Origin of the sequence: Malikia granosa, from assembly GCF_002980595.1 — a bacterium.
GTDB classification, from domain to species: Bacteria; Pseudomonadota; Gammaproteobacteria; order Burkholderiales; family Burkholderiaceae_C; genus Malikia; species Malikia granosa.
This window is the reverse complement of the sequence record NZ_PVLQ01000033.1, coordinates 1-17,031: the sequence shown is the minus strand read 5'-3', so window position 1 is coordinate 17,031 and position 17,031 is coordinate 1. Positions and strand designations below refer to the sequence as shown.

The following is a 17,031-nucleotide window of genomic DNA, read 5'->3' as shown; positions in this document are numbered from 1 at the left end:
ATCCGGGCTTCTTGCTTTGTGCTGCCTGCTACCGCTTCATGCCGGCCGGGCGGCCGGCGCGGGAAGGGGACTCAGACCTGGCGCGCGAAGGCGCCGAGGGTGGCTTTCTCGAGCTGGTCGAGCGAGTTGAAATGCTGACGGTAGGCCAGCATCGAGTTGGGCTGCAGGCCGACCTTGACGGCGAGCGAATACTGTTGCCGGGCCGCCTCGAACGGCAGCGTCATGGCGCTGCGGACCGGATCGGCAATGGCACGGGCCAGCGGCATCGTGAGAGCGGGAATCATGGTGAGCATGGTGGATGGTCCAAACAATGGACGCGATATTAGGGCAAACCCCTATAGATGTCAATATTGGCAGTTGGCAAGCATTTGCAACAGTTAAGCCCACCCACGCTCCCGCCCTCGCGCCGGCCGACCGGCACGACACGCGCCGCTCAGGTGCTGGCGCTCTGCGGCCCGTAGGCGGCCATGAAGACGGCCACGGCCCGCTTGACCGAAGCCGCGATCTGCTGCGGGTCGACCTGGTCGAGCATCTGGAACATGAAGCGGTCGATCCATTCGGCCTCGAGCAGGCCCTTGAGGTGCAGGCCGGCGATCCGCGGGTCGGCCTGGCGCAGCTTGCCCTGGTCCATCGCCTGCTGCAGGAACTCGGCCACCTCGACCGTGCTGCGGGCATGGCCGCGCTCGTAGCAGGTACGGCCCAGGTCGGAGCGCACGATCTCGGACACCACCAGCCGGCGCGCGGCCTGCACCTGGGGCGAATAGAGCAGGATCAGCAGGCCCTGGCCAAAGCGCTCGAGCGCCTGGGTGATGTCCTGCAGCGTCGGGTCGAGCGCCTCGTGGGTGGCCTGGAACTGGGCCTCGGTCGCCTGCATCAGCACCTCGGCGAAGACCTCTTCCTTGGACGAGAAGTAGTTGTAGAGCGTGGCCTTGGAGCCGCCGACGCGCAGGCAGAGCTCGGACATCGAGGCACGCTCGAAACCCGATTCCCGGAACAGATCGGCCGCCACGTCGAGGATTGCCTGCCTCTTGGTTTCGGTCTTTTTTCTCACGCTGCCATCCTTTTTTAAACCAAGGCGTACATTTTATCTTGTCCCGGGTCGAAGTCAATGGTAAACTAAACGGTACAGTTATTAATGGAGCCGTGATGCCGTTCTCGCCTGTCGCCACCCCACCCCTGCCATCGCGGCGCCTTCGCTCGGCACTGACCCTGGCCAGCCTCCTGGCCCTGGCGGCATGTGCCCAGCTGCCGACGCCGGCCGAGCGCAGCGCGCTGGCCAGCGCGGCCGACTTGCAGAGCGCGCGGACGCTGGCAGCGCCCCAGTCCGACTGGCCGGTCGAGCGCTGGTGGACGGGCTATGGCGATGCCCAGCTCGACGCGCTGATCGAGGAAGCCTGGCGTGGCTCGCCCGACCTGGCGGCGGCGGCGGCACGGCTGCGGCTGGCCGATGCCGCGACCCAGGCCACGGCATCCGCGCTGCGCCCGCAGCTGAGCGCCAACGCCTCGATCACCGAGGAGAAGCTGAGCTACAACTACCTGTTTCCGCGCTCGGCCAAGACCGACGGCTGGAACGACTACGGTCGCGCGACGCTGGACTTCAGCTGGGAGCTCGACTTCTGGGGCCGCAACCGCTCGGCCTTGGCCGCCGCCACCTCCGAGCGCGAGGCCAGCCAGGCCGAATGGGCGCAGGCGCGCCTGATCCTGTCGTCGGGCATCGCCAGCGCCTATGCCGAGCTGGGCCGCCTGTTCGCCAACCGCGACACGGCCGTGCAGTCGCTCGAGGTCAGGCGCAAGACTGCCGCCCTGCTGGCCGAGCGCTTCGAGCACGGCATGGAGAACCGCGCCAGCGTGCGCCAGGCCGATGCCAGGCGCGCGGCCGCCGAGGGCGCGCTGCTGCAGATCGACGAACAGATCGGCCTGCAGCGGCACCGGCTGGCCGCCCTGCTCGGCGCCGGACCCGACCGCGGGCTGTCTATCCAGCGCCCCGGCATCAAGTTCGAGCAGGCCTTCGGCCTGCCGGCGCAGCTCGCGCTCGACCTGCTGGGTCGGCGACCCGACGTGGTCGCGGCGCGGCTGCAGGCCCAGGCCCAGGCCAGCCGCATCGACCAGAAGAGCGCCGAGTTCTATCCCAACATCAACCTGTCGGCCTTTGTCGGCGTGCAGTCGCTCGGGCTCGATCTGCTGAGCAAGAACGGATCGGCCATCGGCAGCGTCGGGCCGGCGATCTCGCTGCCGCTGTTCAACGGCGGACGGCTGCGCGGCGAACTGCGCGCCAGCGAAGCCCGCTACGAGGAAGCCGTGGCGCGCTACCACGGCACGCTGGCACGCGCGCTGCAGGAGGTCGCCGACAGCGCGCTGAGCCAGCAGGCGCTCGCAGCGCAACTGGCCAAGAGCCGCGAGACGGTGGCCGCCGCCAGCGAGGCCTACCGCGTCGCGCGCGAGCGCTACGAGGGCGGCCTGGCCAACTACCTGGACGTGCTGTCGGCCGAGGACCTGCTGCTGGGCAGCCTGGACGCGCTGACCGAGCTGCACGCCCGTTCACTCTCGCTCGACATTGCCCTGAAGCGCGCCCTGGGCGGCGGTTATCAGGTCGCCCAACGCTAATCACGCAACCGGACAAGGAATCGACATGACGCAAGACAACAGCATCGACCAGACCCTCAAGCAACGCCGCAACAAGCGCCTGCTGGCGCTCGGGGGCGTCGTCGTCGTGGTGGCCGCAGCGACCACCGCCTACTGGACGCTGTACGCGTCGCATTTCGTCTCGACCGACAACGCCTATGCGGCGGTCGAGGTGGCCCAGGTCACGCCGGCCATCGCCGGCACCATCGCCGAGGTCAAGGTCAAGGACACGCAGGCGGTCAAGCAGGGCGATGTGCTGGTCACGATCGATCCGACCGATGCCCAGCTGGCGCTGGCCCAGGCCGAGGCCGAGCTGGGCCGGGCGATCCGCCGCGTGCGCGCCTATGTCGCCAACGACAACGGACTGGCGGCCCAGGTCAACGCCCGCATCGCGGAGGAAAAGCGGGCCGAGGCGCAGCTCAGCGCGGCCCAGGCCGACTTCGAGCGGGCCCAGATCGACCTCAAGCGGCGCCAGGCGCTGCTGGCCTCGGGTTCGGTCTCGGGCGACGAGCTGACCCGGGCCCAGAACGCCCATCTGGCGGCCCAGGCCCAGCTGGCGTCGGCCAAGGCCGCGATTGTCCAGGCCAGCGCCAACCGGGTCGCGGCGCAAGGCGCGCGGGAGGCGAACGCCGCCCTGATCGACCAGGCCGGCGAGGACAGCAACCCCGAGATCGTGCTGGCACGCGCCAAGCGCGACCAGGCCAAGGTCGACCTCGAGCGCACCGTGATCCGGGCGCCGCTGGACGGCGTGGTGGCCAAGCGCCAGGTCCAGATCGGCCAGCGCGTCTCAGCCGGCGCCCCGCTGCTGTCGCTGGTGCCGGTGCAGGACATGTACGTCAACGCCAACTTCAAGGAAGGCCAGCTGCAGAAGGTCCGCCCGGGACAGACCGCAACCGTCACGGCCGACCTCTACGGCAGCTCGGTCACCTACCACGGCGTGGTCGAGGGCCTGGCCGGCGGCTCGGGCTCGGCCTTCGCCGCCATTCCGGCCCAGAACGCGACCGGCAACTGGATCAAGGTGGTGCAGCGCCTGCCGCTGCGCATCCGCCTCGATGCCAAGGAGCTCGAGGCCCATCCGCTCAAGGTCGGACTGTCGATGACGGTCAAGATCGACACGCGCAGCAGCGCCCAGTAAGGGTGATGGCATGAGCAGCGCCTCACTTGCGAGCGACCGCGACGCCCCCTTGAGCGGGGGCATGCTCTGGTTCGCGGCCCTGATCCTGGCCTCGGCCAACTTCATCGCCGTGCTCGACATGACGATCGCCAACGTGTCGGTGCCCAACATCGCCGGCAGCCTGGGCGCCAGCACCAGCCAGGGCACCTGGGTCATCACCTCCTACGCGGTCGCCGAGGCGATCACGGTGCCGCTGACCGGCTGGCTGGCGGCGCGCTTCGGCGCAGTGCGCGTCTTCGTGACGGCGATGGGCCTGTTCGGCCTGTTCTCGGCGCTGTGCGGCCTGTCGACCTCGCTCGGCATGCTGGTGTTCGCGCGCATCTGCCAGGGCCTGGCCGGTGGCCCGCTGATGCCGCTGTCGCAGACCCTGCTGCTGCGCATCTTCCCGGCCGAGAAGGCACCGGCGGCGATCGGCCTCTGGTCGATGACCACGCTGGTGGCGCCGGTGCTGGGCCCGATCCTGGGCGGCTACCTGTGCGACGAATACAGCTGGCCCTGGATCTTCTACATCAACCTGCCGATCGCGCTGGGCTGCGCCTTCATCGGCTGGCGCCTGCTCAAGCGCTACGAGGCGCCGCTGATCCGCAATCCGATCGACCGCATCGGCCTGCTGCTGCTGGTGATCTGGGTCGGTGCGCTGCAGCTGATGCTGGACGAGGGCAAGAACCTCGACTGGTTTGCCTCCAGCCAGATCGTCGGCCTGGCGGTGGTCGCGGCAATCGGCTTCGTCGCCTTCCTGATCTGGGAGCTGCACGATCCGCACCCGATCGTCGATCTGCGCGTGTTCCGGCACCGGGGTTTCTCCATCAGCGTGCTGACCATCAGCCTGGCATTCGCGGCCTTCTTCGCGATCAACGTGCTGACCCCGCTCTGGCTGCAGAGCTTCATGGGCTATACCTCGTCGCTGGCCGGCCAGGCCACGGCCTGGACCGGGGTGTTCGCGGTGATGGTGGCGCCACTGGCTGCCGGCCTGTCGGCCAAGGTCGATCCGCGCCGGCTGGTGTTTGGCGGCGTGGTGCTGATGGGCCTGGTGACGCTGTGGCGCACCGGAGCGACAACCGACATGGACTACTGGAGCATCTCGATCCCGCTGATGGTGATGGGGCTGGGCCTGCCCTTCTTCTTCATCCCGCTGACCGGACTGGCGATGGGCAGCGTCGAGGAAAGCGAGATGGCCAACGCGGCCGGACTGATGAACTTCCTGCGCACCCTGTCGGGCGCCTTCGCGACCTCGCTCGTGACCACGGTCTGGGACGACGACATCACGCGCCAGCATGCCGAGCTGGTCGGGGTCGCCGATGCCGACCACAGCGTGCAGAGCTTTCTGGAGAGCAGCGGCATGAGCCCGGACGCCGTGCTGCAGAACCTCGACGGACTGATCACCGGCCAGAGCGTGATGCTGGCGACCAACCAGATCTTCTGGCTGGTCGGCATCGCCTTCCTGGTCGCGGCCAGCGTGATCTGGCTGGCTCCCAAGCCCACGCGCAAGGTGGACCCGGCGGCTGCCGGCGGTCACTGAGCCCCACCCCCTTCAAGGACAAGGATAGACCATGTTCAAGCATATCCTGGTGCCCACCGACGGCTCGCCGCTGTCGCAGGATGCCGTCATCCGCGCCGTCGCGTTCGCCCGGGAGGCCGGCGCCCGCCTGAGCTTCTGCCATGTGGAGCCGCCGATGCCGACCAGCTTCGGCAGCCTGGCCGGCATCACCTCGGCGACCATCGAGCAGGAATTCCATGCCAAGGTGGACGGCCGCGCGCAGGACATCCTGCAGGCCGCCGAGCAGGTCGCGGCCGAGGCCGGCGTGCCCTGCGCGCGGGTGCTGCTGGTGCGCAGCAAGCCGCACGAGGCCATCATCGAGGCCGCCACGACCCAGGGCTGCGACCTGATCTTCATGGCCTCGCACGGCCGGCGCGGCGTCACGGCGCTGCTGCTGGGCAGCGAGACGCAGAAGGTGCTGACGCACTCGAAGATCCCGGTGCTGGTCTACCGCTGAACCGGCAATCCTTCTGGCCTGGGCCGAACCGCATGGCTGGCGGAGACTGCTTACGCGAGGGTCTCGAGCGCCAGCAGGCCAGTGGCGGTATTGGAGATCGGCAGGTAGTAGTTGCTGTGCACCTGGCGCACGCCCGAGCCGGCCGTGGTCAGCGCGGCGCGCATCGCCAGCCACATCAGCAGCTCGACGCCCTGGGTACCGGCCTTCTCGACGATCTCGAGGTCGCTGAACTGGGTCACCCACTCGGGGTTGCTGACCATGCTCTGCAGGAACTGCTTGTCGAACTGCGAATTGATATGACCGGCGCGCTCGCCCTCGAGCTGGTGGCTCAGGCCACCGCTGGCCAGCACCATCACCTTCTTGTCGCTGTCCCAGGACTGGATCGCGCGGCCCACGGCCTGGCCCAGCTTGTAGACCCGCTTGGCCGTCGGCAGCGGGAACTGCACGGTGTTGATGTTGATCGGCACGATCTGCACCGGGGCGACCTCATGGCCGGGCCAGAACAGCTTGAGCGGAAGGGTGCAGGCATGGTCGACCAGCATCTCCTGGCAGGTCACGATATCGAACTCGTCGGCGATCAGTTGGTTGATCAGGTGCCAGGACAGGCCGAGCTCGCCGGCGGTCGACGGCAGCTGGGGAATGCCCCAGCCCTCGTCGGCATTGTGGTACTCGGCGGCGGCACCGACCGCGAAGGTCGGCATCTTGTCGAGGAAGAAGTTCAGGCCGTGGTCGTTGTAGAAGATCACCAGCACGTCGGGCTTGACCTCGCCGAGCCACTGGTGCACCGGCGCGAAGCCGTCGAAGAAGGGCTTCCAGTAGGGCTCCTGCTGCAGGCCCTTGGCCAGCGCCTTGCCGATGGCGGGGATGTGCGAGGTGGCGAGGCCGCCAATGAGTTGTGCCATTTGTCTGTGCTCCGGGATTATTGTTGGGCGTAGGCGGCCAGCTTGGCCATGAAGGCTTCCTTGCTCATGCCGGTCTGCTGCGCGCCGATGTCCTGCATGTCGAGGCCGAAGATGCCGGCGAACTTGGCCAGGTAATAGGCATTGCCACCGGCAGCAATCAGCTCGAGCACCTGCTTGGAACGGATCGCGGCCTTCTGCTGCTCGTTGAGGCCGTACTGGCTCATGTAGGCCTCGGGGTCGGCGACGAAAGCGTCGCGGTTGGCCTGGTGGTTGAACGAGAAGCACATCTTGTTCAGGGCATAGCCCTTCATGGCCTCGGCGCCGTCGAAAGGCGTGGTGCCGGGAATGGTGATCTTTTGGCTCACAGCGGTCTCCTCGGGAAAGCGAAAACGGGAATGGAGCCGAGTGTGCCCAGGCCGTCACATAAAATGAAGTGATTGATCATCATGTATTGCATGAACAAATTCGATTGGTCCGATCTGGATGTGCGCCTGCTGCAACTGCTGGTCGCGGTGGTGGAGGCCGGCAGCATCACCGGCGCGGCGCAGGCGCTCGACGTGACGCAGTCGGCGGTCAGTCACCAGCTCGACAAGCTGCGCGCCATCACCCAGGACCCGCTGTTCGTCAAGTCGGGCCGCGGCATCGTCGCGACCGCCCAGGCCGAGTCACTGGCCGCGCAGGCACGCGAGCTGCTGGGCCAGCTCGAGCGCTTCGCGCGCCGCGGCGAGTTCGACCCGGCGCGCTGGCAGGCCCGCATCACGATCGCGGCCAACGACTTCCAGCGCGACTTGCTGCTGCCGGGACTGATGCAGCGGCTGCGCGCCCAGGCACCGGGCGTGACGCTGCGCGTGATCGCGTCGGGCGTGCCCAGGCTGGAAACACTGCGCAGCGACGAGTGCCAGCTGATCATCAGCCCGCGCCCGCCCGACGGCAGCGACATCCTGCAAAAGCGCCTGTTCGAGGACCGCTACCGCGTGTTCTACGATCCGGCCCAGCGCGCCGCGCCGCGCGACCTGGCGGACTACCTCGCCTCCAGCCACGCCACCGTGCTGTACGAGCCGCAGCGCCGGCTCGACCTGGACCAGCTGCTGCTCGGCCAGGGCATCCAGCGGCGCTTCAGCCTGCTGCTGCCGAGCTTCAGCGCCCTGCCCGCCTTCATGCTCGGCACGCCGCTGCTGGCGACCGTGCCAGGCCTGCTGGCGCAGCATACCCTGGCCGGACTGGCCCATGCCGAGCCGCCGCTGCCCTGCCCGACGCTGCCGATGTTCCTGATCTGGCACGCGCGCTACCAGCAGGACCCGGCGCACCGCTGGCTGCGCGGCCAGATCGAGGCCAGCGTGGCGCCAGCGCTGGCGCAGCGGCGCGGCTGACGACCGATCAGCTCGGCAGGACCTCGGCCGACTGGGCCTCGGCGGCCGGGGCCGGCCGGTTCAGCAGGGCCCGGAACAGCGGCTCGACTTCCAGCAGCTGGATCAGCACCCGCCCGCCATCGGCCCGGATCAGGCGCTCGACCAGACGGCCCGCGGCAGCGGGACGGCCCAGCGGCAGCGGCTCGATCTGGCGCTCGGAGAATTCGGGCACGCCATGGAGCTCGTCGATCAGCAGACCCACGGTCTGGCCGGCATGGCGCACGATGATGACCTGGCTGCTGCTGTTGACGACCGAGGCCTGGCCGTGCAGCAGCCGGCCCAGGTCGAACACCCAGACGAACTGGCTGGCCAGCGCCTCGCCATGCGGCAACAGCATGCCGATGCGACAAGGGTGGCCGCCGACCGACATCGGCGTCAGCTCCGACGCGGGCAGGGCCTCGAGCACATGGCTGGCATCGAGCGCAAGCAGGCTGTCGCCGGCAAAGAAGGTGGCGAACTCACGCCCGCCTTCGGTGGTGGCCGTGGTCACGGCCTCGGAGAGCCCGGCCGCCAGCGCCGGATGCATCGCGCTGCCGCGCTCGCGCACCTCGCCCAGCGGCTTGAACACCAGCGCCAGCACCTGCTCGCCATAGCCGTCGCTGACCTTGAACTCGCGGTAGCCCTGGCCGGCCGAGCAGCCCAGGATCGCGTAATGGCCGTCGTGGATGACGATGCGCGCGACGCTCTGGCCGGTCTTGAGCGCCAGCAGGTCGGCATCGACCTCGAGCCGGCTGCCGACCGGGCGCGCGGGATCGGTGCTCGACAGGATGCGGGCCTGGCGGTCGATGTAGAAGGCCGTGACCCCGCCATGCTGGCCCAGGCTGCCGCGCAGCATGGCGGCGAACTCGCGCTCGGCATCGAAGACGATGCCGATGCCGCCCAGCGCCCGGTCGGGCTGGGCCGGGTCGCGGATCGCGGCGTGGTAGATGTAGCTCGGCAGCCCGCCGCTCAGCGGACTGGCCTGGAACGGCGTCACATGGTAGGACTGCTCGCTGCGCAGCTGCAGCACGGCGCCCAGGGTCTCGGGGTCGAGGCGCTGGCCGACCACGCTGTCGCCCGGCAGGCCGGCCTGCTCGGGATGGCTGCTGGCCAGGATCAACCCGTCGGAGTCGTAGACGAACAGGCGGCTGTAGACGGTGTAGAGCTGGTTGATGTAGTCGAGGATGGGCTGCAGGTCCGGCACCGGCTCGCCGGGCGGCAGGGCCAGCGCCGCGCGCAGCTCCGGCGTCAGCGCCCACCAGCGGCAGTCGTTGGCGCGCTCGTAGAGGTTGCGGTCCAGCAGATCGACCAGCAGGTGCGCGACCGATTCGGCATTGCTGAGGTTGGACTCGAGCACGGTCTCGTAGAGATCGCTGATCGACTGCGAGAACAGCTGGTTGCTGCGCGCGCCGGTCTCGCTGATCTGCTCGAGGATGCTCTTGAGCTTGCGGTGCCCGCCATCCTGGCCGGCCGAGACCACCTGGCCGTTCCAGACCACGCGCCGGATGGTCTCGGTCGCACGCATGATCTCGTACAGCGGCGGGCTGAACGAGCTGGCGTGGGACAGCAGGCCGCTGGCGAGCGCGGGCTCCAGGCTCTCGAGCGGCTGGCGCTTGCCGGCAGAAAACGCCAGGTCGACCGGAATCATGACCTGGCCCTGCCAGCCCGCCGGCCCCTGGTAGCCCTGGTAGCCCTCGGCCGCGAAGGTGCGCACCAGGTATTCGCGCCCGCCATGGACGCGCAGCCGCGGCTGGCCGCTGGGGTTGACCGGCACCTGGACGCCGAGCGGAATCCAGCCCGGATCGGCGCTGGCGATGACCCGGTTGTCGGCGTCGAGCAGCAGCATGTTGGCGCGGCCTTCCGGGTCGCGGTGCGAGCGGAAGATGCCCGCCAGCTCGGCCGCGAAGTCGAAGCTCAGGCAGAGCAGGCCGACGACGGCACCGGTGTCCGGATGCAGGATGCGGCGCGAATAGATCAGCGCCTGGGTCAGGCCGGGCCGCAGGTCGGTGGCGCGGAAGGTCTCGACGAAGCCATCGGTCGCCAGCGTCTGCGCGACCAGCGGATCGACGCTGCCCTCGATCGGCGCGTACTCGTTGACATGGACCAGCACGTTGCCCTGCAGATCGAGCAGCACGATCTCATCGTAGACCGTGTACTTGCTGCGGTAGGCGCACAGGCGCTCGCGGATGCGTCCGGCATCGTCTTGCAGGCCGGCGACGAAGGCGCAGAGTTCGCGGTCGCGCGCCAGGAAGCCGACATCGGCGGTGCGCTCGTACAGGTTGCGCACCACGATGTCGATCACGTACTGGGCCTGGGTGCCGATCGCATCGAGCACATTGGCCACCTTCTCGCCGACCAGGCTGGCGACCAGCTCCTGCTCGAGCCGCTTGAAGCCGGCGCGCGTCGCCGCCATGGTCGGCAGGATGCTGCGGGCCTCGAGCGGGCAGTTCATCTTGGCCGACGACTCGATCATGCGCCACATCAGGTGCAGCTCGTGCAGCGACTGCTCGCAGCGCACCACGTCGCGCATGTAAGGCAGGAAGGTGTCGATCGGAAGGGTGGAAGCTTGTGGGGTCATGGTGTCTCGCGGCAGAGACCTTGACTCAGCAAGCCTCATGCCAGCCAGAAGCACCACGATGGTGCATCAATGGTTCAAGTCGGTGCGGCGGCATCGCCCAGCCCGCCGAGCTGGGCCTGGCGCCAGCGGTGCGGATTCATGCCGATGCGGCGCTTGAAGAAGCGCGAGAAATAGGCCGGGTCGGCGAAACCCAGCTCCTCGGCCACGCTGGCCACCGGCGCGGCGATGTAGACCAGACGCCGGCAGGCTTCGCGCGTCAGGCGCTCGTGCACCAGATCGAGCGCCGAGCGCCCGCTCTCGGCGCGCGCCAGCCGGTTCAGCCGCGGCGTGCTCAGGCCCAGGCGCGAGGCGTACTGCTCGATCGACCAATGCTCGAGGAAATGCTGCTCGACCAGCAGCAGGAAGCGGGTGAACTGCGCCTGGTGCCGGTGCGCCGCCGCGCCGCCGGCCTGGCGCAGCCGGTCGCAAGCCTGGGCCAGGCGCCAGACCAGCGCGCGCGCCAGCCACAGCGGCACCGGCGAATTCGCGTTGCCGGGCAGCATGAACTCGGCCGCGAGCTCGCGCAGCAGCGCATCGAGCCGCTGCATCGGCGCCTCGCCGGCCTCGAAGCGCACCACGGCCGGCCCCGCGAACAGGGCCCGGAAGGCCTCGCCGACGGCCTGGAACTCGCCCTCGACCAGGAAGCGCGCGCTCAGCGTCAGCACCAGGCCATCGGTGCCGGGCTCGAAGCGGAAACCGTGCACCACCCCGGGCGGAATCACGATCGCCGCCGGCCCGACCACCGACTCGTGCGACTCGTCGAGCAGCACCGAGACCTGGCCCTGGCGCACCCACAGGATCTGGTACAGGCCCTGGTGCAGGTGGGCCTCGATCTCCCAGTGATACAGGCTGCTGCGCGACCAGACCTCCTCGATGTGCAGCATCTCCTGGCCCGGGCTGGCGGTCTCGCCGTAGAGCGCAAAGCGCGGCACCGCCGCACTGCCCGGCGCGCGCCGGCTGGATCGGGGACGGACGGGGGCGGGACTGGACGGGAGCGCTTCGGAATTTCTCATGTCGGATTGATTCTGAACGAAAAGTACTATTTTTCAGCGTGATTTTGCCTGGTATCGGCCTGGGTCCGGCCTTAAAGTCACATCCATCCCAGTTTGAGGAGACAGCATGAGCGACTTTCACTTCGACCCCTATTCCCCCGCGGTAGACGCCGATCCCTTCCCGTACTACAAGCGCCTGCGCGACGAGTTCCCCTGCTTCTGGAGCGAGGAAGCGCAGATGTGGATCCTGTCGCGCTACTCCGACATCGTGACTGCCGGCCAGGACTGGCAGACCTACTCGTCGGCCAGCGGCAACCTGATGACCGAACTGCCGGGCCGTGCCGGTGCCACCCTGGGCAGCTCGGACCCACCAAAGCATGACCGCCTGCGCGGCCTGATCCAGCACGCCTTCATGAAGCGCAACCTGATGGCGCTCGAGGAGCCGATCCGCGCCGTCGCCAAGGAAGTGTTCGGCCAGCTCAAGGGCAAGCAGGAATTCGACTTCAAGGATGTCTCGGCCCAGTTCACCGTCAAGGTGCTGATGGCGGCGCTCGGCCTGCCGATGGGCGACGAGGCCATCGTCGACGAGAAGATCGTGCGCGAGAACGCGGTGATGATGGTGCAGTCCGATGCCCGCACCCGCGCCAAGGGCCCCGAGCATATCGCCGCCTTCAACTGGATGAAGGACTATGCGTCCCAGGTGATCGCGATGCGCCGCGCCGAGCCGCGCAACGACCTGATCAGCAACTTCGCGCTGGCCGAGATCGACGGCGACCGCCTCGACGACAACGAAGTGCTGCTGACCACCACCACGCTGATCATGGCCGGCGTCGAGTCGCTCGGCGGCTTCATGATGATGTTCGCCTACAACCTGGCGACCTATGACGAGGCACGCGCCGCCGTGGTCGCCAACCCGGCGCTGCTGCCCGACGCGATCGAGGAGTCGCTGCGCTTCAACACCTCGGCCCAGCGCTTCCGCCGCCGCCTGATGAAGGATGTCGAACTGCACGGCCAGACCATGAAGGAAGGCGACTTCGTCTGCCTGGCCTACGGTTCAGGCAACCGCGACGAGCGCCAGTACCCGAACCCCGATGTCTACGACATCACGCGCAAGCCGCGCGGCCACCTGGGCTTCGGCGGCGGCGTCCATGCCTGCCTGGGCACCGCGATCGCGCGCCTGGCGGTCAAGATCGCCTTCGAAGAATTCCACCAGGTGGTGCCGCAGTACCGCCGCGTGGCCGACCAGCTGCCCTGGATGCCGTCCTCGACCTTCCGCAGCCCGCTGGTGCTGCAGCTGACCACCGCCTGATCCTCCTGTAAGCTGATGCTGCCGCCGGGCCACCGGCAGGCAGCCTTTTCGTTTTTTCCGGACCACAACATGACCCAGATCACCTATGTCGAGGCCAGCGGCCAATCCACCACCGTCGACCTGCCGGACGGCTGGAACCTGATGCAGGGCGCCATCGCCAACGGCGTCGAGGGCATCCTCGGCGAATGCGGCGGCTCCTGCGCCTGCGCCACCTGCCACTGCTATGTCGACGAAGCCCGCCTGGGCGACCTGCCGCCTGCCAGCGAAGCCGAGCTCGACATGCTCGAGAACGTCGCCGCCGAGCGCCGCGCCACCAGCCGCCTGGCCTGCCAACTCAAGGCCTCGCCCGCGCTCGCCGGCCTGATCCTGAACCTGCCCGCGATCCAGGAATAAGCCACCATGAGCGACAGCATCCAGGCTGGCATCGTGATCATTGGCGCCGGCCAGGCCGGCGTGCAGACGGCCGAGTCGCTGCGTGCCGGCGGCTATGCCGGCCGCATCACCCTGCTCGGCGACGAGCCCCATGGCCCCTATCACCGTCCGCCCCTGTCCAAGGCCTGGCTGGCCGGCGAGATGGACGGCGCCCAGCTCGTGATGCGCGCGCCCGAGATGCTGGCGCGCAAGAACATCGAGCTGCGCACCGAGGTCAAGGTGGCGTCGATCGACCGTGCGGTCAAGCAGGTGCTGCTGGCCGACGGCAGCGCCCTGCCCTATGACGGCCTGGTGCTGGCCACCGGCTCGACCCCGCGCAGCCTGCCGCTGCCGGGCGGCGACGCCGCTGGCGTGCACGCGCTGCGTTCGCGCGGCGATGCCGACGCGATCTCGGCCCGGCTCGCGCTGTGCCAGGAGCAGCAACGGCCCGTGGTCGTGATCGGCGGCGGCTTCATCGGCCTCGAGGTCGCGGCCACCGCGCGCAAGAAGGGCCTGGCGGTCACCGTGCTGGAAGCCGCGCCGCGCCTGCTCGGCCGCGTGCTGGCGCCCGCGCTGTCCGACTGGTACGCCGCGCTGCACCGCAGCCATGGCGTCGAGCTGGTGTTCGATGCGCGCATCGAGGCGCTCGAGACCGCCGCCGACGGCTCGGTCAGCGGCGTGCGACTGGCCGACGGCCGCCTGCTGCCGGCCGGCCTGGTCGTGGTCGGCATCGGCGTCAATGCCAACGACGGCCTGGCGCAGGCCGCCGGCCTCGAATGCGAGCGCGGCATCGTGGTCGATGCCTGCTGCCGCAGCAGCGACCCGGCCATCGTCGCAGCGGGCGACTGCACCGCGCGCCGGCTGGCGGACGGCAGCCTGATCCGGCTCGAATCGGTGCAGAACGCGACCGAACAGGGCAAGTCGGCCGCCGCCGCGCTGCTGGGCCAGGAGCGTCCGTTCACGGCCACGCCCTGGTTCTGGAGCGACCAGTACGACAAGAAGCTGCAGATGGCGGGCCTCTCTGGCGGTGCCGAAGCCTGGGCCGTGCGTGGCGACATGACAGGCACCTCGTTCAGCATCTACCATTTCCGCGCGGACAAGCTGATCGCGGTCGACAGCGTCAACGCCGCCAAGGACCACCTGCAGGCGCGCAAGCTGCTCGACGCCGGCATCTCGCCGACACCCGAGCAAGCGGCCGACCTCGGCTTCGACCTGGGCAGCCTGCTGAAGTAGGACGCCGCCTCCCTACAATGGCTGTTTCTGAGCAAGGATGGCCATGTGGACAGGTGTCGGGTTTGCCCTCGCGGCGGGGCTGCTGTGGGGCGGGGTGTTTGTCGGTCCGCTGCTGCTGCCCGACTATCCGGCCGCCCTGCAGTCGGTCGGGCGCTACCTGGCCTTCGGCCTGATCGCGCTGCCGCTGGCCTGGCTGGACCGGGTCGAGCTGCGCCAGCTCACGCGCGCCGACTGGGTCGAGGCACTCAAGCTGTCGGCGATCGGCAACCTGCTCTACTATCTCTGCCTGGCAGGCGCCATCCAGCGCGCCGGCGGGCCGCTGCCGACCATGATCATCGGCACGCTGCCGGTGGTGATCGCCATCGTGGCGAACCGGCGCAACCAGCTGCGCGACGGCCGGCTGCCCTGGGGCAAGCTCGGGCCCTCGCTGCTGGCGATCGGGCTGGGCATCGCCTGCGTGAACCAGGTCGAGCTGCAGGCGCTGCGCGAGTCGGGCGACATGGACCTGGGCCGCTACCTGGCCGGCGTGCTGCTGGCGCTGATAGCCGTCGCCTGCTGGACCTGGTACCCGCTGCGCAACGCCGACTGGCTGCGCCATCACCCGGACCGGCCGGCGCGTGCCTGGGCCACGGCGCAAGGCCTGACCACGCTGCCGCTGGCCTTGCTGGGCTATGGCGCGCTCTGGATCGCCAGCCTGGCCGGCTGGCTGGACTTCGACCTGCCGCTGGGCCCCAGGCCGCTGCATTTCGTGCTGCAGATGCTGGCGATCGGGCTGCTGGCGTCCTGGGTCGGCACGCTGTGCTGGAACGAGGCCAGCCAGCGCCTGCCGACCAACATCGCCGGCCAGCTGATCGTGTTCGAGACGCTGTCGGCGCTGGCCTATGCCTGGCTGCTGCGCGGACGCTGGCCCGATGCGCTGACGCTGACCGGCGCGGCGCTGCTGATCGTCGGCGTCTGGTGGGCGGTGCGCCCGAGCGAGTCTCAGCCGAACAGGGCCTCGACGTCGATGGATGAGCGCTGCCCCAGCGCGGCCGAGTAGGCCCCCCACCAGGCCCTGCCCCGCTCCCGCCCCAGGTCGCGCAGCCACTCGAGGAACGGGCCATAGGCCAGCAGCTTGGTGTCGCTTTGCTGGAAGGCGGCCAGCTCGCGGGTATCGATCATGTGAAAGCGCAGCTGCTGCAAGCCCTGCTCCAGCCGACCGGCGGGCGCCGCCCGGCTGGCCTGGATGGCCTGGACCAGCAGCCGCATCTCGCCCATGAAGTTGGCCGTGAAGGCCAGCTCGGTGATGCGGGCCTCGATCTCGGGCCGGGTATGCGGCACGCCGTGGCGCAGCAGCGGATTGAGCAGCACCAGCAGCAGGTCCCGGCTCTCGCAGTCGTAGAACAGCGGCGCCACGGGCGGATTGGCGCTGAAGCCGCCGTCCCAGTACACCTCGCCGTCGATCCGGATCGGATGGTGGATCCGCGGCAGGCAAGCCGAGGCCAGCATCATGTCGACCGTAAGCTCATGCTCGCGAAAGATGCGCAGCTTGCCCGAACTCGCCTGGGTCGCGCCGATGAACAACTTGAACGGGCTGTGCCGCCGCAGCCGCTCGAAATCCACCTGGCTGACCAGCAGGTCGCGCAGCGGGTTCAAGTCGAAGGGATTGAGCTGCGCGGGCGAGAAGATGCCCGACCAGCGGTACAGCATCTTGCCCAGCGGCGACAGCCCGACCCGGTCGTCCCGATGCTGGGCCAGCAGGCCCCAGGGCATCTGCTGGCCGACCCCGGTCCAGAAAGACTCCAGGCTGCGCCGCGCGCCGTCGCGTCCGCCCTTGAGCCAGCCGTCGGCAAACAGCACCGCGTTCATCGCGCCGGCGCTGCTGCCGCTCAGGCCCTCGACCTGGAGCCCGGGCTGATCGAGCAAGGCGTCCAGCACCCCCCAGGTGAAGGCGCCATGGGCGCCACCGCCCTGCAGGGCGAGGTTGAGGCGCAAGGGCCCGGCCGGGGCCGTCGGGGCCGTCGGGGCCGTCGGGGCCGTCGGGGCCGTCGGGGCAGCTGGGGCTGCCGGGGCCCCGGGCGCGGGACTCGAGCCCCAGCCCAGCCCGCTGAGCCAGCGTCGAATCCAGGTCTGATCGGGGCGCGATGCCATGGCTGATGACTCCATCTGGTTTGGGGCCGGGTCCGTGGCCTAGTGGCAGGCAGAGAAGCCGGCTTGGAGGGATCAGCATAGTCTATTTGTGTTGCGGTGCAACAAGGATGCGCGGCAGTGACTGGGGCGGGCGCAAGAGCGAGAGTACACAAGGAGAGGTCGGGTGGTGGTTGTCGGGATGGCTGCATTTGACGTCCTGCTGTGACTAACAGCGCCGAAAAAACATTTACCCAATCATCGGCTTTGTTGTATTAATCAA

General features: G+C 69.0%; 16 protein-coding genes. 9 read left to right on the top strand and 7 right to left on the bottom strand.

Translation table 11 applies throughout. The features are described 5' to 3' along the window. Positions 1-71: 71 nt before the first annotated feature. Entirely contained in the window at positions 72-293 is a 222-nt protein-coding gene (locus C6P64_RS10565) for a hypothetical protein (RefSeq protein WP_146115903.1), read from the bottom strand. A 140-nt stretch (positions 294-433) separates the two neighbouring features. Then, positions 434-1,051: a TetR/AcrR family transcriptional regulator gene (locus C6P64_RS10560; RefSeq protein WP_105748530.1), complete on the bottom strand. Its 618-nt coding sequence runs from the start codon at positions 1,049-1,051 to the stop codon at positions 434-436. 95 nt (positions 1,052-1,146) lie between these two features. Between C6P64_RS10560 and C6P64_RS10555 the strand changes: the two genes are divergently transcribed. Genes C6P64_RS10555 through C6P64_RS10540 form a run of 4 tightly spaced genes read left to right on the top strand, consistent with a single transcriptional unit; the run spans position 1,147 to position 5,790 of the window. Then, a complete protein-coding gene (locus C6P64_RS10555; protein WP_105748529.1) occupies positions 1,147-2,604 on the top strand; it encodes an efflux transporter outer membrane subunit in 1,458 nt (485 codons plus the stop codon). A 25-nt stretch (positions 2,605-2,629) separates the two neighbouring features. Beyond that, the gene (locus C6P64_RS10550; protein WP_105748528.1) at positions 2,630-3,757 is read left to right on the top strand and encodes an HlyD family efflux transporter periplasmic adaptor subunit; all 1,128 of its coding nucleotides are present in this window, start codon (positions 2,630-2,632) and stop codon (positions 3,755-3,757) included. A 10-nt stretch (positions 3,758-3,767) separates the two neighbouring features. Beyond that, positions 3,768-5,315 (top strand): DHA2 family efflux MFS transporter permease subunit, encoded by a 1,548-nt coding sequence (locus C6P64_RS10545; RefSeq protein ID WP_245911697.1) that lies wholly within the window; start codon positions 3,768-3,770, stop codon positions 5,313-5,315. Between the two features lie 31 nt (positions 5,316-5,346). Further along, positions 5,347-5,790: a universal stress protein gene (locus C6P64_RS10540; protein WP_105748526.1), complete on the top strand. Its 444-nt coding sequence runs from the start codon at positions 5,347-5,349 to the stop codon at positions 5,788-5,790. Between the two features lie 50 nt (positions 5,791-5,840). Here the strand turns inward: C6P64_RS10540 and C6P64_RS10535 are convergent, their stop codons facing one another. Then, positions 5,841-6,692, bottom strand: coding sequence for a class III extradiol dioxygenase family protein (locus tag C6P64_RS10535; RefSeq protein ID WP_105748525.1), 852 nt, complete (start codon positions 6,690-6,692; stop codon positions 5,841-5,843). A 17-nt stretch (positions 6,693-6,709) separates the two neighbouring features. Next, on the bottom strand, positions 6,710-7,057 hold the full coding sequence (locus C6P64_RS10530) for a protocatechuate 4,5-dioxygenase subunit alpha (protein WP_105748524.1): 348 nt from the start codon (positions 7,055-7,057) through the stop codon (positions 6,710-6,712). Positions 7,058-7,138: 81 nt separating this feature from the next. Here C6P64_RS10530 and C6P64_RS10525 point away from each other — a divergent pair, with 81 nt between their 5' ends. Beyond that, positions 7,139-8,062 carry a LysR family transcriptional regulator gene (locus C6P64_RS10525; RefSeq protein WP_211296831.1) on the top strand — a complete coding sequence of 308 codons (924 nt, stop codon included), beginning with the start codon at positions 7,139-7,141 and terminating at the stop codon, positions 8,060-8,062. A 7-nt stretch (positions 8,063-8,069) separates the two neighbouring features. On the opposite strand, the gene C6P64_RS10520 is transcribed toward C6P64_RS10525, so the two are convergent. Both C6P64_RS10520 and C6P64_RS10515 read right to left on the bottom strand, forming a co-directional pair. Then, positions 8,070-10,658 carry a chemotaxis protein CheW gene (locus C6P64_RS10520; protein WP_105748523.1) on the bottom strand — a complete coding sequence of 863 codons (2,589 nt, stop codon included), beginning with the start codon at positions 10,656-10,658 and terminating at the stop codon, positions 8,070-8,072. Between the two features lie 74 nt (positions 10,659-10,732). Continuing rightward, complete coding sequence (locus C6P64_RS10515) at positions 10,733-11,710, bottom strand: helix-turn-helix domain-containing protein (RefSeq protein ID WP_105748522.1); 978 nt, start codon at positions 11,708-11,710, stop codon at positions 10,733-10,735. A gap of 106 nt (positions 11,711-11,816) precedes the next feature. On the opposite strand from C6P64_RS10515, the gene C6P64_RS10510 reads away from it, so the two are divergent. The 4 genes from C6P64_RS10510 to C6P64_RS10495 all read left to right on the top strand — a co-directional run bounded on the left by C6P64_RS10510 (position 11,817) and on the right by C6P64_RS10495 (position 15,681). Further along, on the top strand, positions 11,817-12,998 hold the full coding sequence (locus C6P64_RS10510) for a cytochrome P450 (protein WP_105748521.1): 1,182 nt from the start codon (positions 11,817-11,819) through the stop codon (positions 12,996-12,998). A gap of 69 nt (positions 12,999-13,067) precedes the next feature. After that, positions 13,068-13,391: a 2Fe-2S iron-sulfur cluster-binding protein gene (locus C6P64_RS10505; RefSeq protein ID WP_105748533.1), complete on the top strand. Its 324-nt coding sequence runs from the start codon at positions 13,068-13,070 to the stop codon at positions 13,389-13,391. Between the two features lie 6 nt (positions 13,392-13,397). After that, positions 13,398-14,642 carry an NAD(P)/FAD-dependent oxidoreductase gene (locus tag C6P64_RS10500; RefSeq protein ID WP_105748520.1) on the top strand — a complete coding sequence of 415 codons (1,245 nt, stop codon included), beginning with the start codon at positions 13,398-13,400 and terminating at the stop codon, positions 14,640-14,642. 43 nt (positions 14,643-14,685) lie between these two features. Next, positions 14,686-15,681: a DMT family transporter gene (locus tag C6P64_RS10495; protein ID WP_105748532.1), complete on the top strand. Its 996-nt coding sequence runs from the start codon at positions 14,686-14,688 to the stop codon at positions 15,679-15,681. Here C6P64_RS10495 and C6P64_RS10490 read toward each other — a convergent pair. Then, positions 15,624-16,616 carry a patatin-like phospholipase family protein gene (locus C6P64_RS10490; RefSeq protein ID WP_245911696.1) on the bottom strand — a complete coding sequence of 331 codons (993 nt, stop codon included), beginning with the start codon at positions 16,614-16,616 and terminating at the stop codon, positions 15,624-15,626. The two genes, C6P64_RS10495 and C6P64_RS10490, sit on opposite strands and share 58 nt — an antisense overlap. Positions 16,617-17,031 lie beyond the last annotated feature (415 nt).